A 22,210-nucleotide genomic window follows, 5' to 3' on the forward strand; every position below is an offset into this window, starting at 1 on the left:
CCCGGGCCTGCGCCTAATAATTGTGTTTTGCGGGGGGCCCGGGCCTTAAACTCTCTCCCCGGGGGGCCGCGCCGGGGGGGCCGCGGGAGGGAAAGACGTCCGCCAGTTCGCCGGTCATGGTGAATGCGTTGAGATCGGCGCCGGCATAGATCGGAGCGGTTTCCTCGAATGCCGAGGTCAGGGTATGGAGCCCTAGCCAAAGCGGCGTGGCGATCGTTACAGCCTCGACGATGCGGCCGTCTTGCGCACGCGTCACCTTCAGATGGGCGCCGCCAATATCGAAGCCGGCAACGATGCTCTTTCTTTTTTCCACACTTCAAGCTTTCATCATAGTTGTCAGGGGCAGTTGGTCACCGAGAAAAAGAGCGTTGCGTATCATTCCGGTTCTTGACCTGAAAGGCGGCGAAGTGGTGCGCGCCCAGCAAGGAAAACGCGATCGCTACAGGCCGATCGTCACGCCGCTCAGCCAAACTTCCGACGTCATCGCGGTCGCTGAAGGCCTGCGCCGGCTTTACCCCTTTCCGACCTTCTATATCGCCGATCTCGATGCCATCGAAGGCGGAACGCCAAACAGCGGCGCGCTTGCCCGGCTGAAGGCGATGGCGGAGCCGCCGGAGCTTTGGGTCGACGCCGGTTTCGCCGATGAGAATACCCTCTCGGCAGCACTTGCCGAGCCCTGGCTTTGCCCGGTCCTGGGTTCCGAATCGCAGCAGGACGACGCGCTGTTGCGGCGTTTTTGCGCTCATCCGGAGCTTATCCTGTCGCTGGATTTCTTCGACGATGGGTTTCGCGGTCCGGCATCATTTCTCGACGAGCCGGCGCTTTGGCCGCAAAAGCTGATCGTCATGACATTGGCCAAGGTCGGTTCCGCCTCCGGTCCCGATTTCACGCGGCTCGAGGCGATCAAGGCGAAGGCTGGAAGCCGCTCCGTCATCGCGGCCGGCGGGGTGCGCAACGAGGCTGACATTCGCGCCCTTTCGTCACTCGGTATCGCCGCGGCGCTGGTTGCGACCTCGCTGCATGACGGCACGCTCACGCCGGGGCACCTCGCAGCGCTTGTCACATGACAAACGCTGGGCACCTGACATTCGTGTGGCCTCGAACTTCGGCCGCGGAAACAGGGCCTTGTAGAGCGGCGGGCCGTCAAGTCGATCGTCTCGCCGCTCTATCTCTTTGCTGGAGCATCGGATTCCCAAATACCGGTTCTCAACCCTCGGATCAGGCCCGAGGGCAGTTTTTGGTCCGGTGCTCTAAAGGCCCAGAAGCTTTTTCAGGCGACGCAACAGACCATCCGGCTCCGCGGAGGGTTTTGCCTGTGCGGGGCTGTCTCTTGTCTAAGCCGCGAACGGATGCTTCACCTGGTCCCGCTTATCCGTGGCTTCGGCGGCCGTCGGCGTTCCTGCAACGGCGCGTTGGATGGCTTCCTTCGTCGCTTCGTAATTGTACTTCTGGATCTTGGCGTCGTCGGCGGCGTCCCAATGGATGAAAACGCCGACGCAGATGAACAGGTCGTCCGCCTCATTGGCAGGAATGGTCCCATCGGCGACGCTGTCCTGCACGGCCTTTGCGACCGCATGCTGGGCCGGGCCGAACATCTGCACGGCCTGCTTGGCGCCCTTGATCGTGACCTTGTTGAACATCACGGTGTTGGGCTTGCACTGAAGATTGGGCGCGATCACCGCCAAAAGGGAGGTAAAGCCGTCCTTGTTGTTGGTCAGCGCGTTGCAAAATGCTGTTTCGACTGCGCTCCCCCGTGGGCCGATGAGCAGGTCGACATGCGCCACTTCGTTGCCGTCTCCTACGAGCGATTCACCGACCATTACTTTCGAGATCTTTGCCATGCCAATTTTCCTCCAAGACACAGTTATGGTGTCCAAAGACGCCGCAAACCGAGCGAGCGCTCGATGGACAGCTATCCTTGTTGGCAGCGCCCGGGGATCCGGACCGGTTGGCTGGATAGCCGCGGAAGCCCAGCTTCCGCTCCTGAAAGTCAACCACCAACGTTGCGATTATGCAAGCTGAACGCCGAGGGTGTGGACTAAAAGAGTAGCCACGGTCAGGTCGGCCGAGGTGCCGGGGTTGACGTTGTCCGCTTTCAGCCGGCGGTCGAGCTCCATGAGCAGACGAATGCGTGACGTCTGGTCGTCATTGCCATGCAGCGCCGCTTCAACGGCAAGAGCTTCTTGCCGCGCCTGATTTGCGACTTCAGCGCCATGGTTGCGCACCACATGACTGTCAGGGAAGCCGGCGAGAAACGCCATATAGGCGAACACCGTTGGCCACATGCCGCCTTCGCCGCGCGCCAAGGCGGCCTGCAGAGCGGCAAGCCCGACGCCGAACACGTCGCCGAAACCGGTAACATACTGGCGGGCGATCATGTCGCGTTCGGCCGCCTCCCGCATGGCTTCGAGCAGATGAACCTTCGGCTCCTGCCGCACATCGTTCGCCGCCTCTCCGAGGCCGCCCGGCGCGGCGGCGACGATCGCCTCGAACACCGCCCTGGTATCGTCCATGCTCATCGCGCGCAGCACCTCGTCGAGATTGTCGTGCAGTCGATTGTCGTGGAGTCGATTGTCGTGCAGTTGGGCGCCCGCCATTTCGGCGGCGCATAGCAGAGGCCCTGCCAGAAGGATGATACCGAGATTGGTATTGGTCGCGACCGCCTGGCGTGTCGCGCGGACCGCTTCCAGCATGCGCTGTCCGACCGGCAGGCGAGAATCGGTCAGCGGGACGGACGAGACCTCGGCGCTGGTCATGAACTGGGCAGCGGACATGCCGTGCCCGTCGGCGAACAGATGGACGTTGCCCGGTTTCAGCGCCTCGATCTCCATCCGGCAGGCGTCCTTGTAGGCAGCCCGGAGGCGTTCTCGCGAAAGCGCCATGCCGTCGGTCACGAATTCGCCGGCGCGGTGAGGCGGTAGGGTCGCGCCGCCGCCGCCTCTGCGCGATCAGCTGGGCGATCAGCCAGGAATTTCAGCAGGGCGTCGGCAATCGCATCGGCGATGTTGACCGCGACCACCGATTGAAGCCCGGACCAGGCGGGCATGCTGTTGACCTCCAGCACCAACAGCTTGCCGTCGGCCGCCGGCACGATATCGACGCCGGCGAAATCCGCTGACATAGCGGCGGCGGCGGCCCTTGCCAGCGCCGCCAGTTCGGTTTCGCCATGCAGCGAAAGCTGCCCCGAAACCAGTTCGGGCACCGCCCCGCGATTGACGTTGGTGATCCAGTCGTCGCCGCGGCGGCTCATCATCGCCAAAACCTCGCCGGCGCAGACGAAAACGCGAAAATCGCGGAAAGGCGGGCCGGGTCGCGGCACGTAATGCTGGAGATAGTAGACGCCGTCCACCTCTTCGTCGGCGGGGAGGTCGGACAGTGTTTCGATCAGCCGGATGCCGCGGCCCTGGGCGCCGAAAAGCGGTTTTAGCACCAGCGACGTGGACGGCAGTTCGCGTCTGGCGACCGCTTCGGCCATGGCAAGACCCTCGACCGCGAATGTCGACGGCGTCGGCAGGCCGGCATTCTTCAACAGGAAGGTGGTCATCGACTTGTCGACGCAGCGTTCTATCGCCTGCGCGGAATTCCATACCGGAATGGAAAGCTTGCCGAATGCGTGCAGCACGCCGAGACGCCGGGTGACCGCTTCGAACGATCCGGCGGCGATCGAACGGACCAGCACGGCGTCGGGCAGCGCGCCGTCGAAACCGGGGATCGACAGTCCGCTCGGGCTGCCGGTGTCGAACGCGATCGCCGCCAGCGGCACGGTTGCGACCACGGCGCCGCGCCGCTCCAGCCTTGCCGCCAGGCCCTTGGAGCGGGCGTCCGAGACGTCGCTGACGATCAGGATGCGAGGGATCATGTCACGCCTTGGATACCGGTATACGGAAAGCCGGAACGAATGCCCCGGCAGGCGGATGACAGACCGATCCATTGCAGCGCCATGGTCTAACCGAGGCTCCGTTCGAGCATCTGCAGATCACGCTCGCCGGCGCGGAACGTATCGCCGGTCTCGATCGCCGTGACGATCACTTCGGCCGGGCTGAACAGCAGCGGATCGATGGCATAGAAATCTCCCTTGAACCGCTTGAAGACTTCGGCGAAGGGGTGGCCGTGGTCGCGCGAGGCGCGGCTCGGCAATCGCTCCGCGAGTTCGCTGGCGTCTTTCGCCGAGCCTTTTACGAAGAGCTGGACGCTGCCGCCATAGATGATGGCGTCGTTGGTTCTGCCCATGGCGGTCAGAAAATCCGGATGCGGGGCGGGGATGGGCGCCGTGCCGATGCCGTCGACAACGTTCTCCAGCGGAAATTTGAGATCGTTGGTCTTGTGCAGGGCAACCTCGAGCGCGCGCGCAACGATCTGCACGCCGCCCGCCAGGCTTTGTGTCGGCGCATAGAGGAAGGTGAGCTTTTCGGGTGCCAGTCCGGTTGCCCTGCCGACCTTCTCGACGATCGCCTGGGGCGGCGGTTTTGCCGTCTCCAGGATCAGCACGGCGGACGACGCGGTGTCGCGATAGGAGAGTGTTTCGAACAGCGGTTCGACGCGGGCGAGCGCCCGCGCCGGTCCCGATCCCATGGCAAAATAATCCTGGCTCGACAGGTTCCAGCCCGCATACTGGCTGCCCAGGCAGGCAAGCACCGGCTGCGACGACCGCACTTCGATGGTGAACGGCCATTTTGGCGACGCACGGTCCATGCACACCGAAATGCTGCCGAGGCCGCCCATCGCGGCTTCCGCCATGCGCAGCCCGGCCTCGACGCCGCCGGCGGCCTTGGCGCCGGCGTCGATCAGGCACTCGCCCAATGGCCCGGTGGAAACGCCGATACGCAGGCGTTCGGCGTCGCCGATCATGCCGTCGATGATGCGCTGCGCATTGTCGTTGAGGAATGCCGAACCGTCTTTCATGTCCGGTCTCCTTCCCATTGGTGTTGCAATCGGCTGGCTTGTCCCTTGATCAGCCGCCTGGTCAGATCGGCGCTCGGACCGCGCGCGAAGATGGTGCAGACCGGATCGCCGGCGATCAGTCGGGTGCCGGGCGACTGATGGTCGGCAGTCCATTCAGGCCAGGCAATCGATGGAAAGCGGGCGATCGGCGCCGCCGCATAGGTCACCATCGATGCCATCGAATCGACGAAGCGCGGCAGACGGTATTTCTTGCCCGCCGCGGCGCGCAGATGCGCTTCGATCAATGGCGCGTCGGCATCGTCGAAAATGTCGAGCGTGGCGCCGGGCCGCGGATTGATCTCGATGAGCTTGTAGCCATCCGGCCCGCGAATGAGATCGGCGCTGCACAATCCAACCAGGCCGGCGCGACGCGCCAGACCTGAAAGCCAGCCGCGGATCATCGCCGCCCGTCTGCGATCGAAGCGCCTCAACCGCACGGCGCCGCCATAGCGATAGGGCGCTGCCGGGGCAGGCGACGCCCATTGTTGGCTGAAGCCGACGATGTCAGCGCTTTGGCCGTCGCTGACGAACAGGGCCGAGACACTGCGGCCGGCAATGAAACGCTGGAAATAGCGGCCGCCAGGAGCCTGACACTGTAATATCGGGGTTTCTCCAGCGGCCCGTCTGATATGCGCGCCGCCGGCGCCGCCCGCGGTCTTGACCACCCAGTTCTCCGGATCGGGCGGCGGGTCCCATCGGAATTCCGGATGCGGGATGCCGAGTTCGGCGCAATCGACTGCCAGCAATTGGGGGTCCTTGATCCTGCGGATCGCGACGCCGCTGTTGCCGGCGAGCGGAAAATGGCGCGCGATCTCGTCGACGGTCTCCGTCATCCGCTCGAAGCCCGAGCCCAGGACAATGGCGACCGGCTGGTCGTCTCCGGCCAGTTGCCGAAGCGTCTCGATGATGCGCAGGCCGTCGATGCCGCCTTGCAGGTCGCCCGGCAGCATCGTCGCGCGCTCGGCAAGCGCGACCGTGTCGGTATCGCAAAAGAAATCGGCGACCAGCGGACGATAGCCGGCGCGGCGCGCAGCGGCAGCCAGCGCCCGGCCTGAAATCGCCGCGATCAGCAGAGATCCGGCGTTATTTGGCAGTCTCGCGTGCAAGGGAAAATGCTTCCTGAAAATCGAGGGTGATGGTTTTTTCGGATTCGATCATTCTTTTGAAGAGGCCGAATTCGACCTTGTATTTCACGTTGCCGATGGCGAGCGGACCAATGCCGACAGCTTTTGCCGCTTCGAGCGGATCGCCATTGGCATCGACGGCCACGCCTTCGATGCCGGCCGGCGGGACCGCATTGACGTCGGCGGCAATGAGCAGGCCGTCGCCTTTCAACTGGGCTTTCGAGACCACCTGGACGCCGGCCTTGGCGCACGCCAGGATCACCTCGCTCGCCTCGACCAGCTTCGTCTTGCGGCCGTCGCTCGATCCGTCGGCCGCATCGACGGCGATGTTGAACCGGCTTTTGATCTCGGCCGCGATCTGCTTGACCCTTTCGATGCCGTCATGGCCGACAAGCGTGACCCGGGCGCCTTCCCTGGCGGCGATGACGGCGGTGCAGAACCCGACGACGCCGGTGGCGCCGAAAACAGCGATCCTGGTATCTTTCAGCCCGCGCTCGAATTTCTTCTCCAGCGCTTTTTCGACCTTGGCCACCATCGCCGCGGCCGTGGTGAACGAGCCGGCCGGATCGGCGAATACCGAAACCTGGAAAGGCGGCACCATCGCTTTTCGCGCTGCGTCGAACATGTCGAGCGCCAGCGAGGCGTCCTTGCCGGCGATAAAAATGCCGGTGTCGACGCCCGCATCGGGCGGGCGCGAAAAGATCGCGTCCTGCACGAGGCCTGTCACCTCTGCCAGGCTTACATCGACATAGGGGACGACGGCGTCGAAACCTGCATCGAGCGCCATATTCACGTCGAAAGGGCTCATATGCTTCAACGGCGTCAGCATGTGCAGGATGTGTTTGCGGGCCATTTCTCGCCTTTCTTCTTGAACCTGATCGTGTTGGCCAGCCGTCAGCTGCCGACGAGATCAAGTCTGGTCGAACTGATCTTCGCGCCGGAATTCCTGCCCTTGACGATCCTGATCTCGACGCCGTCTTCAACTGCCTGCTGAACCGCACTGACGAAGCTGACTGCAGCGTCTTGCGATGAGGCGAAGGCAAACCCTGTCGGCCCCCACGAACTCTGGCCGATGCCGACCGCGCCTGCTTCGTTGAGAGCGTGGGCAACACTCTCGACCCGCCTGGAGGTGAACACGCCGCCTTGCGCCGGGGCGAAATGGGTGCCGATCAGCATCTGGATCGCGGCGACGGCGGCGCCGAAGGCTGGCAGGTCGTGCTCGACTAGAGCCGGCATGATGCCCATCAGCACCCGCCGGCAGATCTCACCGCTGCCGGAGGCCGGGAAGGGCGGCAGCGAACGAAACGCCGCGATCTCGGCATCGCCATGCAGTCCATGCCCGCCATGGTCGAGGATCAGGATGACGCGCCACTCTTCCGGGAACGGCAGTCGCGCCACGACCGGCGGCGGCCTGCCGCTGTCGTCCTTGCCGGCGTCGACAATGACGCCACCGTTTTCGAAGCTGGCGATGCCGATGCCGGATCGTCCGCCGCGATCGAGCAGGGTCGCATCGCTGCCGATATCGAGAGGCAGTTTGTGGAGCGTGCGCAGCGCCGCGGCGACGGCAAGGGCGATCTGCGTGCCGGAGCCCAGGCCGGCATGGCTCGGGATCGACTGTTCGACCACCAGACGGTGCTGACCGCGAATGCCGAGATGGCTGCAGAGCGTCGCCAGATGTTCGCCGGCGCGACGGCTTTCGGCGCCTTCGACGATGGTCTCGCTGGACCGTGACAGGGTGACGACGGTTTCGGGTTCGCTCAGCGGCAGCCCGACGCTGCCAAAGCGACGCCCGGTATCGCCGTTGAGATCGAGGAAGCCAAGATGCAGGCGGGCGGGCACTTGTAAGGTAACAGAATTCGACATCTACCCCCCGATGGGTGCATCATAGACGCATCATGGAAGTTTAGGTGCCCGTCGCCATGATAGCTGTTTTCGTCGAAGGGGCAAGCCGCAGAGAGTGCATTCGTTTTATCTTCTTTTGGCTCGGCGCGAGAACGGACCGGGCAATTCGCGGAGGTCGAGATGAACGAGACGCCCAAGGAAAAGGTCTATTCGGAAGCCGAGATTGCCGACCGGCTCGAGAAGGAACTGCCGAAATGGCATTACGAGAACGGCTGGATCCGGCGCAAATATAAGACCCACAGCTGGAAATCGACACTGATGGTCATCAACACGGTCGGCCATCTCGCCGAGGCGGCATGGCACCATCCCGACATCACGGCTTCCTATGCCTGGGTCGAGGTGCGCCTGATGAACCATGCGGCCAAGGGCATCACCGACAAGGACTTCGAGCTGGCCAAAAAGATCGAGGAGGTCGTCCAGTGGCAGCCGGCCCGGGAAGGCGGCGCGCTGGAAGGCACTCCGCCGACCGATCAGCGCTTCGCTTACATCAAATATGATTAAGCGCGGTCGGAATTTGTTGATGGCGTAAGAAAACATTCGCTAATCTGCTGACAGGCGGGGTTCACGGCCAATCCAGTTTCGTCTAGGATCGGGCCGGCACCAGAAAGTAGCGTAGTGAATGGCGGTTGCTTGGATCGGCAACCGGGAAACGCTGGTCGAGCGCGCGGCCGCACATGCCGCCGCGCTGTTGGGGTCAAGCCGGTGCCCGGTTTTCAGCCTGGATACGGATATACACGGCACCAGGGCGGCGATCGCTCTGGCTGAGCGGGTTGGCGCGGCATATGATCATGCCGATGGCGCGGCAGTTTCCCGAGACGCCGCGCTTTTTACCGACAAAGGCGCGATGACCGTCGCGCCCGGCGAGACGCGCCGGCGCGCCGATGTCGTGGTGATCGTCGGCGAACTCCCGCAGATCCATCATCAATTTGTCGGCGAGCTTGCCGAGACGGTTCCCGATCTCTCGGCCCCCGATCTCTCGGCCAAGAATCAGCGCGAGATCTTTCTGGTCGGGTCGAATGAAACGTCTGCGCCGCGGTTGAGCAACGGGCGGACGGCGACGCTGCTGTCCTGCGGCGAGGCAGGCCTCGGCGCGACGCTGGCGGCACTGAGGGCGCAGTGGAGGGGGCGCCAGACATCGCAGCCGGTGTCGAATTTCAACGATTTCGCCAAAGCCCTGGAGGCTGCGCATTTTCCCGTCTTCCTGTTTTCAGGCGACGCAACCGACGGGCTGGCGCTGGAGATGCTGCAAGGGCTGATCACCGATCTCAACCGCAAGTCACGCGCATCCGGCCTGCATCTGCCGGCGAGCGAGAACGGATGGGGAAGCGCGCTCGCCTCGACCTGGATGACCGGTTTTCCGCTGCGCACCGGCTTTGCGCGCGGCTTCCCGGAGTTCGATCCCTGGCGTTACGATGTCGCGCGCATGATCGCTGCCGGCGAAGCCGACCTGCACCTGCGGATCTCGTCCTCGATTGTCCAGCCGAAGAAGAAAAGGAACCGCATGGCGCTGATCGCCCTGGCGAATACGCATGAGCCGGTCGCGGGTGCTGCGGTCACCATCGCCATCGGCGAAGCGGGCGTCGATCATCAGGCGGTGGTCTATTCCAGCCGCACCGGATCGCTGCGGTCGGTCGACGCGCGCGCGGCGTCCGAACTGCCCTCCGCTGCGACCGTTGTCCGGTTGGTTGCCAGTCATGTCTCCGCCGAGGCGGCGTTGCCATGCTGACGAAAATCGCCGGCGGCGACATCATCGATCCGGTCAACAGCCGTCTCGGCAAGGGCGACCTGTGGATCAGCGACGACAAGATCGTTGCGGCGCCGGCGGGTGGCGCTGCCGACCGGACCATCGACGCTGACGGCTGCATCGTCATGGCGGGCGCCATCGACATCCATTCCCACATCGGCGGCGGCAACGTGAATACGGCACGGCTGCTGTTGCCGGAGCAGCACGCCGCGCACCAGGCGCGGCCGGCGACGACGCCGCTCTCCAATGCCGGCTGGTCGACTTTCCAGACCGGCTGCCTCTACGCCAAGATGGGTTTCACCACGGTGGTCGAGCCGGCGATGTCGCCGGGAGCCGCGCTTCACACCCATCTCGAACTGGCCGACATCCCGATCATCGACAAGGCGACGCTCGCCATTCTCGGCAACGACGATTTCCTGCTGTCGATGATCCGCGACGACGCCTCCTCGCAAATGATCGAGGACTATGTCGCCTGGACGGTCGCCTCGACGCGGGCGCTTGGGGTCAAGGTGATCAATGCCGGCGCGGCGGCCGCCTTCAAGGAAAACGTCCGCACCTTCTCGCTGGACGACGTGGTGCCTTCCTATGGCGTCAGCTCGCGCAAGATCGTCAAGACGCTGCAGGCGGCCGTCGCCAGCCTTGGCGTCCCGCATCCTCTGCATGTCCATTGCAACAATCTGGGCAGCCCCGGATCGGCGGACACGGCGGCCGCGACGATCGCGGCGGCGGAAGGATTGCCGCTGCACCTCGCCCATCTCCAGTTCTATGGCTACGGCACGGAAGGCAAGCGCAGGTTTTCCTCGGCCGCGGCGCGCCTTGCCGAACTGGTCAATGCGACGCCGGAAGTCACCATCGATATCGGCCAGGTGATGTTCGGCCAGACGGTCACCATCTCCTCCGACGTCATGCGGCAGTTTTCGGCGCGTGGCAGTGCGCAACCGAAGAAATCCGTCATTCATGACGGCGACGGCAATGGCGGCGGCATCGTGCCCTACCGCTATGGCAAGGATTTCTATGGCACGATGCAGTGGGCGATCGGGCTCGAGCTTTTTCTCCTGATCGACGATCCGTGGCGTGTCTTCTTCACCACCGATCATCCCAACGGCGCGCCCTTTACCGCCTATCCGGCCCTGTTCGAGCTGCTGATGAGCCGGGAAGCGCGCACCGAAATGATTGCCGGACTTCCAAAATCCGCCATAGCGCTCTCCACCCTGGCCGCAATCGACCGCGAATACACGTTCGAGGAAATCGCCATCATGACGCGTGCTGCCCCGGCCAAGCTGCTCGGGCTGACGGATCGAGGCCATCTCGGCGCCGGCGCTATCGCCGATATCGCTGTCTACCGCAGGGAGGACAATATCGCGAAAATGCTGGGGCAGGCGGCGTATGTCTTCAAGGATGGCGATCTCGTCGTGCAGGACGGAGAGATCACCCATTACCGCTGGGGCAAGGCGCTCAGGCTCAATCCGCCGCCGGACAAGGCGATGCTGCGGCGCTTGGAGGATTATCACCAGCAGCGCTACGGCCTGTCGCTGGACTGGTTCAATTTCCCGGAATCGGCGATCGCGCGAGAACAGCCATTCGGCGAGGTTGCATGCCGAACGTGAGCGTAAATGGCATAGTGATCGACGATACCTTTGCCGAGGCCTTCGGCATGCGCGCGACCGCCATCATCATCACCGCGCCGAACCGGAAATGGGCGCGCCAGGCGGCGATCACCATGACCGGCTTTGCCACCTCGGTGATCGGCTGCGGCTGCGAAGCGGCAATCGATGTCGAACTGGCGCCATCGGCCACACCGGATGGCCGGCCCGGCTGCCGCGTGATGATCTTTGCGATGGGAACAGACGAACTGCAGAAACAACTGCTCAATCGCGTCGGCCAGTGTGTCTTGACCTCGCCGGGTTCCGCCTGCTTCGCCGGACTGCAGGGCAGCGCCGAGCTGAAGCTCGGTTCGGCGCTGCGTTATTTTGGCGACGGCTGGCAGATCTCCAAGAAAATCGGCGGCAGGCATTTTTGGCGCGTTCCCGTCATGGACGGCGAATTCCTGTGCGAAGCGACGACCGGGCTGACGAAGGGCGCCGTCGGCGGCGGCAATTTCTTCGTCATGGCTGAAAGCAGCGCCAGGGCCTTGGCTGCCGCCGAGGCCGCGGTTGCCGCGATCGGCCTGGTGCCGGGCGCGATCGTGCCGTTTCCGGGCGGCATCGCTCGTTCGGGTTCCAAGATCGGCGGTAAATACAAAGGCATGATCGCCTCGGCCAACGAAGCCTATGCGCCGACACTGCGCGGTGTCGTCAGGAGTGAGCTCGGTGCCGACATCAACGCCGTCCTGGAAATCGTCATCGACGGCGAGACCAACGATGCCGTTGCCGCCGCGATGAAGGCCGGCATCAAGGCCGTCATCGAGCTTGGGCCGAAGCGAGGCGCGGTTCGCATAAGCGCCGGCAATTACGGCGGCAAGCTCGGCAAGTTCATCTATTCGCTGAAGGATATGCTGCCGTGAAAGCGCTGACCTTCACCCTTGTCGCCGAGCCGCCCGAGCGCCTTGACCTGTCGGCGCTGACGCCGGAGCGGCTTGCCGGGATCGAAAGGCGCGATATCGAAAAGATCCAGATCGGCACGTCGAAGCATGGCTCGAAGGTCGGCGATATCTTTCGCGTCGCCGGCAACGATCCGCTGGACATCGTCTTCGAAGGCGGCAGCGCGCGCCTCGACCGTGTGGCGGAAGCCATGCGGGGCGGTTCGGTTCGCGTCGTCGGCAATGCCGGCGCCCAGGCCGGGCACGCCATGCGCGGCGGCATGCTCACGATCGAAGGCAATGCAGGCCCGCATGCCGGCTCCGGCATGCGCGGCGGCAGGCTTGAAATAACCGGCAACGCCGGTGATCACCTTGGGGCGCCGCTCGCCGGGGAACTGGCCGGCATGAATGGCGGCGTGCTGATCGTCAGGGGCAAAGCCGGCGCTTTTGCCGCCGACCGCATGCGGCGCGGCCTGATCGCGGTGCTGAAAGGCTCGGGCGACAATGCCGGCAGCCGCATGATCGCCGGCACGCTGGTGGTGGCCGGCGGCACCGGCGAGATGCCCGGCTATCTGATGCGTCGCGGTTCGATCCTGCTCGATCGCGCGCCGAAAAGCCTGTCGCCGAGCTTCGTCGAATGCGGCGCGCCGGAGAGCGTCTTCGCCGCCGTCATCGATCGCCATCTGATCGCAAGTGGTATTTTGAAACGGCCGCTGCTGGGCAACGCGCCGCAGAAATACGGCGGTGACAACGCGGTGCTTGGCATGGGTGAGGTTCTTTTCCCCCGCTGAGGCGTGCTGCTGACGCCCTTGCGGTAAGCCGCGATGGATGATGGCCGGCATGTCTGCTGGGTCAACGATCGTCGTTGGCAATCAGTTTCGTCAGGCAATCCCCCGCCTGGCTCTCCGGCAGGCCGAGATCTCTGACACTGTCCATGTGGTTGCGGTTGGCGAGAACAAGCGACGTTACCGGCAAACCCTGCTGCAGCAGGTGGACTTTGAATCGATCTGCTTGCTGATGGAAAGCCGGCGTCTCGTTGGCTCCGACCAGAACCATCGCCCTGGTTTGAGGGTCATGCCGATGGGCAAGCGGTGTAAACCTGGCGACTTCCTCATCGGTGATTGCAATCTCGTTGGCGAGAAAGGAGTTTTGGAGCGGTTTCAAATCGTAGAGCCCGCCGAGCAGAAGGGCAGCCCGCACATTCGAGGGGCTATGCTCGCTGTTGAACAGGAACGTTGCAAGATGGGCTCCAGCCGAATGACCGCTGACGGTGAGGTCTGCCGGGTTTCCGCCATGGTCGGCGATATGGGCCAGAACCCACTGCTTGGCGCGGCGCACCTGGTCGACGATCGTCGCCATCCTGACCTTGGGCATCAGAGCATAGTCGACGATGGCGGCAATCGCACCGGCCTGGGTAATCGTCGCCGCGACGTATGAGTAGTCGCGCTTGGAGAACATCCTCCAGTAGCCGCCATGGATAAACATGTGCACCGGCAGGCCGCTTGTTTTGCCCGGGGGAAAGAACAGGTCGATGGTTTCGGTCTGATCCGGCCCATAGGCAATGTCCGCTGTCATCGGGATGGTTGCGCGGACGGCCTGGCTGCGGTGAACGATGTCCTGGACGATTTTGTCAAAATCGGCGACATGGTTGCGGATGCGGAACGGATCGTTTTGCACTCTTCCTCCGCTCAGATGCTGATGGCGAGGTATTTCGCCTCCATGAACTCGGCAATGCCGTGATGCTGGCCGCCCTCGCGGCCGAGGCCGCTCTGCTTGACCCCGCCGAACGGTGCTGCCGGATCGGACATCAAGCCGCGGTTGAGAGCGACCATCCCAGCTTCGATCCTGGATGCCACCCGCATTCCACGCGCAAGATCGCGCGTGTAGATGTAGGCGGCAAGACCGTATTCGGTGTTGTTGGCACGCGCGATGATTTCGGCTTCCGTTTCGAAGCTCGAGATCGGCGCCACCGGCCCAAAAATTTCCTCGTGCGCCATCTCCGCCTCGGCCGGGACGTCGCAGAGCACGGTCGGCGGATAATAGTATCCCGTTCCGGAGCCTGCCTTGCCTCCGCACAGCACCCGCGCGCCACGGGCGACAGCATCGTTGACCAGGCGGTCGATCTTGTCGACTGCCTTCCTGGTGATCATCGGCCCGCACTCCGTGGCCGCGTCCGTGCCGGCGCCGATCGTGTGTGCCGACATCCGCCTGGTGAGGCTTTCGCAAAAGGCATCGTAAACGCCGGACTGGACATAGATGCGGTTTGCAGCCGTGCAGGCCTCGCCGGCGTTGCGCATCTTCGCTACCATCGCCCCATCGACCGCCGCGTCGAGATCCGCGTCATCGAACACCAGGAATGGCGCGTTGCCGCCAAGTTCCATCGAACACGAAACCACGTGCTTTGCGGCCTCGGCCAGCAGAACGCGCCCGACTCCGGTCGAGCCGGTGAAGGAGAGTTTGCGCACCCGCGGATCGGCCAGCATCGCGGCCGTCACCGGGCCGGGATTGGAGGTTGTCAGAACGTTGACAACCCCTGGCGGAACACCTGCTTCCTGGTAGAGCGCGGCGAGCGCGTAGGCGGTGAGCGGGGTCTCGCTGGCCGGCTTCAAAATCACCGTGCACCCGGCAGCCAGGGCGGGCGCGATCTTGCGCGTCGCCATGGCGGCAGGAAAATTCCAGGGTGTGACAAGGACGCAGATGCCGATCGGCTCGTAGTCGACGACGATGCGGTTGGTGCCGGAAGGCGCCATCCCGAATTCGCCGGTGATGCGAACGGCTTCCTCGGCATTCCAGCGAAAGAATTCCGCAGCATAGGCGATCTCGCCACGCGCGTCCCGCAGTGCCTTGCCGTTTTCCAGCGAGATCAGGGTGGCCAGCGTCTCGCAACGCTGCGTCATCAGCTCGAAGCAGCGTCTGAGGATTTCGGAGCGCTTGCGGGGCGCCGTCGTGCGCCAGCCATCGGCGGCCTTGGCTGCAGCCTCGACGGCGGCTGCGGCATCTTCGATCGTCGCATCGGGAACCGCAGCGATCACCGCTTCCGTGGAAGGGTCGACGACCTGGATTTCCCTGCCGTCGGCGGATTGCCGCCATTGGCCGCCAATATACAAGCCGTGGGAGAATCTATGGAAGCCGGCAGTGTCCTGCTCGTCCTCCAGCAGCTGATGAGATATGTTCATGGCCTGCTCCTCAATTGCTCACATGACACAGGCGGCGAGGTCGCCATCATAGGCGGCCTGGATCAGGCCGCGCATGGCTGCCGGATCGAAAGGACGCGGATTGTTCTTGATGAGACGGTCGATGCCGAGCGCCTGTTCTGCCGTCCAATCGAGCTTGTCGGCGGGAAGCCCGAGCCTGGCCAGCGTAGGCGTGATCCCGATCGCTGCAAACAGCCGGCCGATCTCGTCGATCGTCGCGTCGGCCATCTCGGCGGTGCTCCGGTCCTTGCCGTCGAGACCAAGGGCAAGGCCGATCTCGGTCATCTCGGCGGCCGCGGCGGCCCGGTTGTACTTCATGACATACGGCAGCATGGTGGCGACACCCAGCCCGTGAGCGGTGTGGGTAAGGGCGCCGACCGGATATTGCACCGCGTGCGCCGCCGCCGTTCCGGCCGTCCCGAACGCGCAGCCGGCTGCAAGCGCGCCCATCATCACATCGGCGCGAGCGTCCTCGTCGGCGGGGGCGCGGCAGGCCTTCTCGAGACTGCGGCCAAGCAGCTTGATCGCGAGCAGCGCAAAATGATCGGTCAGCGCGCTCTTGCCGATGAAGACATGCTGTTGCGGCAGGCTGGGGTCAGTGCCGCGCCTGGCGGCGGTAAAAGCCTCGACCGCATGGGTCAGCGCGTCTGCGCCGGCGATCGCCGTCAGTCCCGGGGGACATGTCATCGTCAGTTCCGGGTCGCAGATGGCGGCTGCCGCGATCAGATGCGGGCTGGAGATGCCTACCTTCATGGTGCGATCCGGATCGGAGATCACCGCGACAGGGGTCACTTCCGAGCCGGTGCCGGCTGTCGTTGGCACCGCGATCAGCGGCAGCGTCGGACCCGGCACCTTGAACTCGCCGTAGTAGTCCTGGAGCAGGCCGCCGTGGCTGATGAGCAGCGCGGCGCATTTGGCCATGTCGAGACAACTGCCGCCGCCGATGCCGATCACCATGTCGGGCGCAAACTCCCGCGCCTCCTCGACGCAGACGGCAACCGTATCGCGCGGCACATCGGGCTGCACACGGTCGTGCACCAGCACAGCGATCGATGCGCCCTCGAGCGCCGCCATGATCTCGGCGAAGGCGGCGGTTGCGGCAAAGCGCTCGTCCGTGCAGACGAGAGCGCGACGGCCGAGCCTGGCCGCAACGGTTGCAATGACATGGCGCTGACCCTTCCCGAAGAGGATTTCACGCGGCAGCCTTATGGCAGCGAAAAGGCTCATGGTCTTGCGTCCCTCGATGATGGTGGAAAGGCTAAAGGTCGCCGAACTCGGTCCTAAAGCATCCCCTATTAAATCGTATAGGATATAGGATTGTATTGAGCGAAGCATCGTGTTAGCCAGTGATCCTGTCAAGAGGCAAAGATGCAGGTCACGAACGCAAGCAGTGCCCGAGAAGTCGACCCCGCCAGCGGGCGCATCCAGCGATCCACCAGCCTGGTGGAGGACGTGTATGAAGCGATCTTCGCGCAACTCATGTCGCTGAAGATCGCGCCTGGCTCACGGATCACCGTCGACAGCCTGGTCAAGGAACTCGACGTATCCCACACGCCGATCCGTGAAGCGCTTGGCCGCCTCGAAGGCGAAGGCCTTGTGCTGAAGACACATTTGATCGGCTACCGCGCTGCGCCGCAGATAACCAGGCGCCGATTTGACGAACTCTATGAGCTCCGCCTGCTGCTCGAGCCGCATGCGGCGGCCAAAGCAGCCGCATTGATGGATGATACGAAACTTGCGGTGCTTGAGGAGTCCGCAGGCGGCATGGCGCGCCGCGAAGGCAAGGATGAACGCCTGCGTTACTCCAACTTCGCGCGGCAGGACGCCATTTTCCACGACCGGATCATGGAATTTGCAAACAATGGCCTCGTGCGCGAGACCCTCGCGTTCCAGCATACCCACTTCCACATCTTCCGCCTGATGTTCCATTCGCGCGTCACCGAGGAAGCGCTCGACGAGCATCAGGCCATCCTGGCCGCCTTCGCTGCCTCCGACCCCGCGGCGGCGGAACAGGCGATGCGCCGTCATATCGAGCATTCCCGTGATCGTTTGCTGCCGGCGTTCGATTGAGGCTGGCACGATGTTCGTCACCGTCGGGAGCCGCGCCGTCAAGCTGAACGCAGCGTCGTCCCGGATCCCCTTTTCTAAAACCCGCGCCGCCGGGCGCGTGCAATGCCCGCCTTCCATCCACAAAAGAGGAACCGACCATGCCAGGCAAGAAAATACTGATGTTGACCGGTGAGTTTACCGAGGAATACGAGATCTTCGTCTATCAGCAGGCGATGGAGGCGGTCGGCCACATCGTCCACGTTGTCTGTCCTGACAAGAACGCTGGCGACCTGATCAAGACGTCGCTTCACGATTTCGAAGGTGACCAGACCTACACCGAAAAACCCGGCCACTATGCTTTGCTGAACAAGACCTTTTCGGAGGCGGAAAGACAGCTCGACCAGTATCATGCCGTCTATTGCGCGGGCGGTCGTGGCCCCGAGTACATCCGCACGGATAAGCGCGTGCAGGCGATCGTCCGCCATTTCCATGAAAACGAGAAGCCGATCTTCACGATCTGCCATGGTGTCCAGATCCTGATCGCCGTCGACGGCGTCGTGCGTGGCAAGAAAGTCGGTGCACTGGCCGCCTGCGAGCCGGAAGTGACCCTCGCCGGTGGAACCTATATCGACCTGTCCCCGACCGAGGCCTATGTCGACGGAACGATGGTCTCGGCAAAGGGCTGGACCGCACTTGCCGCGTTCATCCGCGAGTGCCTGAAGGTGCTGGGAACGGAAATCCGCCACAACTGAAGCGCGCCACGTTTGACGGCCTCATGCGACGCGCTTTAGGTTGTTGTTTTTGCATGTCGTTATCGCAAAGCCGCTGCACACTTTTGCGCGACATGCAGTGAGTCAATCGTCCGATGCATCCCAGACGGGATGCGTCGGCTCGCTCCAAGATCCGGCCCAAAATCCGGCTTCGTTTTGCAGTTCCTGGACCTCTGCATTTTCGGATATGATCGGATCGACCGGGCGCGCTCTCGCTCCGGTCGGGAGGCGATTGTTGAGGAACCTAGGCAACCCGCACAGGGCCACCGACGGCGTTCCGATCACACGGCGTGATCTGATTGCGGCCGCCGTTTCGGGTGCGGTCTTCGCCCCCGTTGCGCTTGGCGCCGAAGAAGAGACTTTCAAATTCGGCCTGACGCCGGTCTTCCTCTCGAACGATCTCGAACTGCTTGGCCATCTGCGCAGTTATCTCAGCGCCAGGATCGGTGGCCGGATCGAGCTCGTGACGCGCCGCACCTATCAGGAGATCACCGCGCTGCTGGTTTCCGGCCAGATCCAGTCGGCATGGATCTGCGGCTATCCCTACGTGCAGTTCAAGGCCGATCTCGACCTTGTCGCAACCCCGGTCTGGCACGGCAAGCCGCTCTACCAGTCGTACCTGATCGCTTCGGCCGATCGTAAAGTGGATGACTGGGCCGGACTGAAAGGCGACGTCCATGCGTTCTCGGATCCTGACTCGAATTCGGGTTTTCTGGTGACGCGGGCGCTGCTTGCGGAGAACCGCCAGCTTGCCGGCAGCTTTTTCGCGCGCAGCTTTTTCACCTATGGCCACCGAAACGTCATCAGGGCCGTCGCCTCCGGCCTCGCTCAGTCGGGCAGCGTCGACGGCTATGTCTACGAGGTCATGCGTGAGACCGAGCCGAACCTGGTGAAGCAGACCAGGATCGTGCGCAAGTCGGAATGGCTGGGCTTTCCGCCAATAGCGTCGCCGAAGTCCGTCGCCAACGATCGACGCGTCAGGGCGTTGCAGCAGGCCTTGATTTCCATGCAGGACGATGCCGAGGGTCGCAAGGTCCTTGCCCTGCTTCGTCTGGACGGGTTCGTGGCAACCGGTCCGTCGCACTTCGACGCGATTGCGGCCAAGGTGGAAATCGTGAGGCAGTTCGGATGAAACTGTTTTGGCGTTTCCGATCGATTCCCGTCTCCTACCGCGTGCCGGTCCTTGTCGCTTTGCTCATGGTGGTCATCAGTGCGGCCATTTCCGAGCGCGTGCTCAGCCGGCTGTCGCGGACACAGGAAAGCTTCCTCAACGGTCTTGCCGAGACCTATCTGGACGGGCTTTCGTCAGCGGTCGTGCCGGCTGTGTTGCGGGCCGACGTCTGGGAGGTGTTCGACGCGCTCGACAGGTCCTCGGCGTCCTATAAATCGCTCGCTCCGATCGAGACCGTGGTGACCGGCTCAGACGGCAAGGTGCTGGCAGCCAGCGATCCGAACCGGATCGCGACCTATTCCGAATTGTCGGCCGATTACCGCAATCGCTATGGGCCGGATGTCGTCACCATCGACGAGGCCAGGTTGACCGGGTTCGCCCACCGCGATCTCGTCTATCAGGGTCAGCCGATCGGGACCATCCACGCGACATTCGATGTTTCGCATCTCTTTGCCGAGCGCCGTGAGATCCTGGTCACCCTGCTCATTACCAATGGCGTGCTTGCAGCGTTGTTCGCGCTGGGCGGCTTCGTGCTGGTGAGGCAGATGATCGGGCCGATGCGGATGCTGGAGGACCACATGCGCGCTGCCGCGCATGGCGCGGCCGAGCCGATCGCACCTCGGGAAATCCCGGCCGGGGACTCCGAGGTCGCCGGCCTGTTCCGCGGCTACAACGCCCTTGTCCATGCCGAGCGTGAGCGCGCGAACCTCGCCATGCAGCTCGCCGAGGAAGAGAAGCTGTCGAGCCTCGGGCGTCTCGCTTCCGGCATGGCGCACGAGATCAACAATCCGCTTGGCGGCCTGTTCAACGCACTGGATACGTTGAAGACCCATGGCGAAACCCCCGGTGTTCGCGACACATCCATCAGCCTGATCGAGCGCGGCCTTGCCGGCATTCGCGACGTGGTCGAGGCCGCGCTTGCGACTTATCGGCCGGAACGATCGCAGCGCCCGATGACGGCCGCCGATCTGGACGATGTCCGCCTGTTGCTCAAGCCGGAATTGCGCCGCAAGCGGCAGCGGCTGGATTGGAGCGTCGCATGGAATGGTGCGCGGGAATTGCCCATCCGAGGCGGTCCCGTCCGTCAGGCAGTCCTCAACCTCCTCCTCAATGCCAGCGCGGTCACTCCGGAAGACGGGACGGTTTCGCTGACGGCGATGAGCTGGGAAGACCGGTTGCACATCGAAATTGGCGACCAGGGCACCGGGATGCCGGCCGACATCGCGGGGATTCTCATCGACCAGGACCCCGGTCCGGCCGTACGCGCGGGGCGTGGCCTCGGCCTCTGGATGGTCCGCCGCGTGGTTGACGATCTCGGCGGACGTGCCAGTATCGCAGCCAAAAGAAGGGGAGGGACAGCGGTTACGCTGACAATTCCCTTCGACAGGGAGGATGTCAAAGCCCATGCCGCCTGAGCGCGCCCGAATAGGCCTCGTCGAGGACGATCCCGTCATGGGCGGGTCGATCGTCCAGCGCCTCGAACTCGAGGGCTGGCAGGTGACGTGGTGGCAGTCAGGGCGTGAGGCGATTTCTGACATCGCTGGCGAGTCTGACACGCTCGATCTTGTAATTTGCGACGTCTGCCTTCCCGATGTCTCTGGAGAGGTGGTGTTCAACGAACTCGCCAAACTGCCGAACATTCCGCCCTTCATGTTCGTCACTGGCCATGGCGAAATCGATCAGGCGGTCCGTCTAATGCGGTCAGGCGCGGTCGACTTCATGACCAAGCCGTTCGCGATGGACGAGTTCCTTCGCCGCATCGATGCCGGACGACGGACGACGCAAAGCCAACTCCGGCTGAACGGTTACTGTCTCGGAGAGTCTGCCGGCATTCAACGCGCCGAAGATCTGCTCCATCGTTACGCCGCGCATGACCTGCCGGTGCTGATCACTGGGGAAACCGGGTCCGGCAAGGAGGTGGCGGCCCGGCTGCTCCACCAGATTTCTCCGCGTGGTACCGAGCCGTTCATCGCGGTCAATTGCGCAGCGATTCCCGCAGAGCTCCTCGAGAGCGAGATATTCGGACATGAGAAGGGTGCATTCACGGGCGCTCAAGCTCGCCATCTCGGCTACGCTGAACGTGCAGGCAAGGGGACACTGTTTCTCGACGAGATCGGTGACATGCCTTTGCCCCTCCAGGCGAAACTTCTCAGGCTGATCGAGGATGGAAGTTTTCATCGCGTCGGTGGTGAAACGCCCGTCGTCTTCCGTGCGCGCATTGTGACCGCGACGCATCGTGATCTTGCCCAACGCGGCGGCCCCACAGGTTTCCGAGAGGACCTCTACTTCCGACTGGCTGTCCTGCCGATCCATATTCCGCCGCTCAGAGAACGTTCTGAAGACATCGACTGGCTGATGGATCGGTTTCTTCAGAATGCCGCCGCCCGCTCGGACACCCGCATCCGTGGATTTAGCGCGCTGGCCAAGGAAGCAGCACTCATCCACCCTTGGCCAGGGAACGTTCGGGAACTCAGAAACCGCGTCGACCGGGCGGTGGCACTGGCGACCAACGAATGGATCATGCCCGGCGACCTGTTTCCAGAACACGCGTCCAAGCCTTGCGGCGCCGCATTCGTGCCGCTCGCCGACGTCCGCGATGCTGCCGAGCGCCGCCAGATTGAGCGTGCGCTTGAAGAAACTGGAGGCCAGATCGCCAAGGCAGCAGCGCTTCTATCCATTTCGAGAACGACCCTGTGGGAGAAGATGACGCGCTTCGGTCTTGCCGAGCGAGCGCGTTCGGAAACCTGAACCTTCGGCGCTGCAGCATGTTGGGATTTCCGAACATGCAGGTCCCTTT

At 63.5% G+C, this 22,210-nt stretch carries 22 protein-coding genes; 11 read left to right on the forward strand and 11 right to left on the reverse strand.

The window, feature by feature from the left end:
* Positions 1–13: 13 nt before the first annotated feature.
* On the reverse strand, positions 14–313 hold the full coding sequence (locus AC0L2K_RS14885; RefSeq protein WP_473531681.1) for a hypothetical protein: 300 nt from the start codon (positions 311–313) through the stop codon (positions 14–16).
* A gap of 55 nt (positions 314–368) precedes the next feature.
* On the opposite strand from AC0L2K_RS14885, the gene AC0L2K_RS14890 reads away from it, so the two are divergent.
* Positions 369–1,067: a HisA/HisF-related TIM barrel protein gene (locus tag AC0L2K_RS14890; protein ID WP_287062186.1), complete on the forward strand. Its 699-nt coding sequence runs from the start codon at positions 369–371 to the stop codon at positions 1,065–1,067.
* 267 nt (positions 1,068–1,334) lie between these two features.
* Here the strand turns inward: AC0L2K_RS14890 and fae are convergent, their stop codons facing one another.
* The 7 genes from fae to AC0L2K_RS14925 form a co-directional block, all read right to left on the reverse strand.
* A complete protein-coding gene (gene fae, locus AC0L2K_RS14895) occupies positions 1,335–1,841 on the reverse strand; it encodes a formaldehyde-activating enzyme (RefSeq protein WP_023797737.1) in 507 nt (168 codons plus the stop codon).
* A gap of 168 nt (positions 1,842–2,009) precedes the next feature.
* The gene (locus AC0L2K_RS14900) at positions 2,010–2,894 is read right to left on the reverse strand and encodes a triphosphoribosyl-dephospho-CoA synthase (RefSeq protein ID WP_473531682.1); all 885 of its coding nucleotides are present in this window, start codon (positions 2,892–2,894) and stop codon (positions 2,010–2,012) included.
* Positions 2,891–3,859, reverse strand: a complete 969-nt coding sequence (locus tag AC0L2K_RS14905) for an ATP-grasp domain-containing protein (protein ID WP_287062185.1) — start codon at positions 3,857–3,859, stop codon at positions 2,891–2,893. Before AC0L2K_RS14905 ends, AC0L2K_RS14900 begins: the two co-directional genes overlap by 4 nt.
* A gap of 86 nt (positions 3,860–3,945) precedes the next feature.
* On the reverse strand, positions 3,946–4,902 hold the full coding sequence (mch, locus tag AC0L2K_RS14910; protein ID WP_023797740.1) for a methenyltetrahydromethanopterin cyclohydrolase: 957 nt from the start codon (positions 4,900–4,902) through the stop codon (positions 3,946–3,948).
* The gene (locus AC0L2K_RS14915) at positions 4,899–6,047 is read right to left on the reverse strand and encodes an ATP-grasp domain-containing protein (RefSeq protein WP_473522851.1); all 1,149 of its coding nucleotides are present in this window, start codon (positions 6,045–6,047) and stop codon (positions 4,899–4,901) included. The genes mch and AC0L2K_RS14915 overlap by 4 nt, the downstream gene beginning before the upstream one ends.
* Positions 6,025–6,918, reverse strand: a complete 894-nt coding sequence (locus AC0L2K_RS14920) for an NAD(P)-dependent methylenetetrahydromethanopterin dehydrogenase (RefSeq protein ID WP_287062181.1) — start codon at positions 6,916–6,918, stop codon at positions 6,025–6,027. Before AC0L2K_RS14920 ends, AC0L2K_RS14915 begins: the two co-directional genes overlap by 23 nt.
* Positions 6,919–6,959: 41 nt before the next feature.
* The gene (locus AC0L2K_RS14925; RefSeq protein ID WP_287062180.1) at positions 6,960–7,928 is read right to left on the reverse strand and encodes a beta-ribofuranosylaminobenzene 5'-phosphate synthase family protein; all 969 of its coding nucleotides are present in this window, start codon (positions 7,926–7,928) and stop codon (positions 6,960–6,962) included.
* Between the two features lie 159 nt (positions 7,929–8,087).
* Between AC0L2K_RS14925 and AC0L2K_RS14930 the strand changes: the two genes are divergently transcribed.
* The 5 genes from AC0L2K_RS14930 to AC0L2K_RS14950 all read left to right on the forward strand — a co-directional run bounded on the left by AC0L2K_RS14930 (position 8,088) and on the right by AC0L2K_RS14950 (position 13,020).
* Entirely contained in the window at positions 8,088–8,468 is a 381-nt protein-coding gene (locus tag AC0L2K_RS14930) for a 4a-hydroxytetrahydrobiopterin dehydratase (protein ID WP_287062177.1), read from the forward strand.
* A gap of 118 nt (positions 8,469–8,586) precedes the next feature.
* Positions 8,587–9,693 (forward strand): molybdopterin-binding domain-containing protein, encoded by a 1,107-nt coding sequence (locus AC0L2K_RS14935; RefSeq protein WP_287062176.1) that lies wholly within the window; start codon positions 8,587–8,589, stop codon positions 9,691–9,693.
* Entirely contained in the window at positions 9,687–11,318 is a 1,632-nt protein-coding gene (locus AC0L2K_RS14940) for a formylmethanofuran dehydrogenase subunit A (RefSeq protein ID WP_287062174.1), read from the forward strand. Before AC0L2K_RS14935 ends, AC0L2K_RS14940 begins: the two co-directional genes overlap by 7 nt.
* Positions 11,306–12,214, forward strand: a complete 909-nt coding sequence (fhcD, locus tag AC0L2K_RS14945) for a formylmethanofuran--tetrahydromethanopterin N-formyltransferase (RefSeq protein ID WP_128173308.1) — start codon at positions 11,306–11,308, stop codon at positions 12,212–12,214. Before AC0L2K_RS14940 ends, fhcD begins: the two co-directional genes overlap by 13 nt.
* Positions 12,211–13,020: a formylmethanofuran dehydrogenase subunit C gene (locus tag AC0L2K_RS14950; protein WP_128173307.1), complete on the forward strand. Its 810-nt coding sequence runs from the start codon at positions 12,211–12,213 to the stop codon at positions 13,018–13,020. Before fhcD ends, AC0L2K_RS14950 begins: the two co-directional genes overlap by 4 nt.
* Before the next feature lie 61 nt (positions 13,021–13,081).
* Here AC0L2K_RS14950 and AC0L2K_RS14955 read toward each other — a convergent pair whose 3' ends face one another.
* From AC0L2K_RS14955 to AC0L2K_RS14965, 3 genes are read right to left on the reverse strand one after another with little or no spacing between them, the layout of a single operon-like run.
* Positions 13,082–13,906: an alpha/beta hydrolase gene (locus AC0L2K_RS14955; RefSeq protein WP_287225732.1), complete on the reverse strand. Its 825-nt coding sequence runs from the start codon at positions 13,904–13,906 to the stop codon at positions 13,082–13,084.
* An 11-nt stretch (positions 13,907–13,917) separates the two neighbouring features.
* Positions 13,918–15,405 carry an NAD-dependent succinate-semialdehyde dehydrogenase gene (locus AC0L2K_RS14960; RefSeq protein WP_473531683.1) on the reverse strand — a complete coding sequence of 496 codons (1,488 nt, stop codon included), beginning with the start codon at positions 15,403–15,405 and terminating at the stop codon, positions 13,918–13,920.
* 18 nt (positions 15,406–15,423) lie between these two features.
* Positions 15,424–16,650 carry an iron-containing alcohol dehydrogenase gene (locus tag AC0L2K_RS14965; RefSeq protein ID WP_287062167.1) on the reverse strand — a complete coding sequence of 409 codons (1,227 nt, stop codon included), beginning with the start codon at positions 16,648–16,650 and terminating at the stop codon, positions 15,424–15,426.
* A gap of 141 nt (positions 16,651–16,791) precedes the next feature.
* Between AC0L2K_RS14965 and AC0L2K_RS14970 the strand changes: the two genes are divergently transcribed.
* The 5 genes from AC0L2K_RS14970 to AC0L2K_RS14990 all read left to right on the forward strand — a co-directional run bounded on the left by AC0L2K_RS14970 (position 16,792) and on the right by AC0L2K_RS14990 (position 22,161).
* Entirely contained in the window at positions 16,792–17,493 is a 702-nt protein-coding gene (locus AC0L2K_RS14970) for a GntR family transcriptional regulator (RefSeq protein WP_287062165.1), read from the forward strand.
* A gap of 137 nt (positions 17,494–17,630) precedes the next feature.
* Positions 17,631–18,224: a DJ-1/PfpI family protein gene (locus AC0L2K_RS14975; RefSeq protein ID WP_287057360.1), complete on the forward strand. Its 594-nt coding sequence runs from the start codon at positions 17,631–17,633 to the stop codon at positions 18,222–18,224.
* A 253-nt stretch (positions 18,225–18,477) separates the two neighbouring features.
* Entirely contained in the window at positions 18,478–19,374 is an 897-nt protein-coding gene (locus AC0L2K_RS14980) for a substrate-binding domain-containing protein (protein ID WP_473522848.1), read from the forward strand.
* Complete coding sequence (locus tag AC0L2K_RS14985) at positions 19,371–20,828, forward strand: sensor histidine kinase (protein ID WP_473522847.1); 1,458 nt, start codon at positions 19,371–19,373, stop codon at positions 20,826–20,828. Before AC0L2K_RS14980 ends, AC0L2K_RS14985 begins: the two co-directional genes overlap by 4 nt.
* Positions 20,818–22,161: a sigma-54-dependent transcriptional regulator gene (locus AC0L2K_RS14990; RefSeq protein ID WP_473522846.1), complete on the forward strand. Its 1,344-nt coding sequence runs from the start codon at positions 20,818–20,820 to the stop codon at positions 22,159–22,161. Before AC0L2K_RS14985 ends, AC0L2K_RS14990 begins: the two co-directional genes overlap by 11 nt.
* The last annotated feature ends 49 nt before the right edge of the window (positions 22,162–22,210 follow it).

The sequence above is a fragment of the Mesorhizobium sp. WSM4817 genome, from assembly GCF_055811135.1.

Bases quoted from the DNA above. Each gene is read 5' to 3' on its own strand.
- fae (WP_023797737.1), bottom strand. From the start codon at position 1,841: ATGGCAAAGATCTCGAAAGTAATGGTCGGTGAATCGCTCGTAGGAGAC.
- AC0L2K_RS14905 (WP_287062185.1), bottom strand. From the start codon at position 3,859: ATGATCCCTCGCATCCTGATCGTCAGCGACGTCTCGGACGCCCGCTCC.
- mch (WP_023797740.1), bottom strand. From the start codon at position 4,902: ATGAAAGACGGTTCGGCATTCCTCAACGACAATGCGCAGCGCATCATC.
- AC0L2K_RS14920 (WP_287062181.1), bottom strand. From the start codon at position 6,918: ATGGCCCGCAAACACATCCTGCACATGCTGACGCCGTTGAAGCATATG.
- AC0L2K_RS14925 (WP_287062180.1), bottom strand. From the start codon at position 7,928: ATGTCGAATTCTGTTACCTTACAAGTGCCCGCCCGCCTGCATCTTGGC.
- AC0L2K_RS14930 (WP_287062177.1), top strand. From the start codon at position 8,088: ATGAACGAGACGCCCAAGGAAAAGGTCTATTCGGAAGCCGAGATTGCC.
- AC0L2K_RS14935 (WP_287062176.1), top strand. From the start codon at position 8,587: ATGGCGGTTGCTTGGATCGGCAACCGGGAAACGCTGGTCGAGCGCGCG.
- AC0L2K_RS14940 (WP_287062174.1), top strand. From the start codon at position 9,687: ATGCTGACGAAAATCGCCGGCGGCGACATCATCGATCCGGTCAACAGC.
- fhcD (WP_128173308.1), top strand. From the start codon at position 11,306: ATGCCGAACGTGAGCGTAAATGGCATAGTGATCGACGATACCTTTGCC.
- AC0L2K_RS14960 (WP_473531683.1), bottom strand. From the start codon at position 15,405: ATGAACATATCTCATCAGCTGCTGGAGGACGAGCAGGACACTGCCGGC.
- AC0L2K_RS14965 (WP_287062167.1), bottom strand. From the start codon at position 16,650: ATGAGCCTTTTCGCTGCCATAAGGCTGCCGCGTGAAATCCTCTTCGGG.
- AC0L2K_RS14970 (WP_287062165.1), top strand. From the start codon at position 16,792: ATGCAGGTCACGAACGCAAGCAGTGCCCGAGAAGTCGACCCCGCCAGC.
- AC0L2K_RS14975 (WP_287057360.1), top strand. From the start codon at position 17,631: ATGCCAGGCAAGAAAATACTGATGTTGACCGGTGAGTTTACCGAGGAA.
- AC0L2K_RS14985 (WP_473522847.1), top strand. From the start codon at position 19,371: ATGAAACTGTTTTGGCGTTTCCGATCGATTCCCGTCTCCTACCGCGTG.
- AC0L2K_RS14990 (WP_473522846.1), top strand. From the start codon at position 20,818: ATGCCGCCTGAGCGCGCCCGAATAGGCCTCGTCGAGGACGATCCCGTC.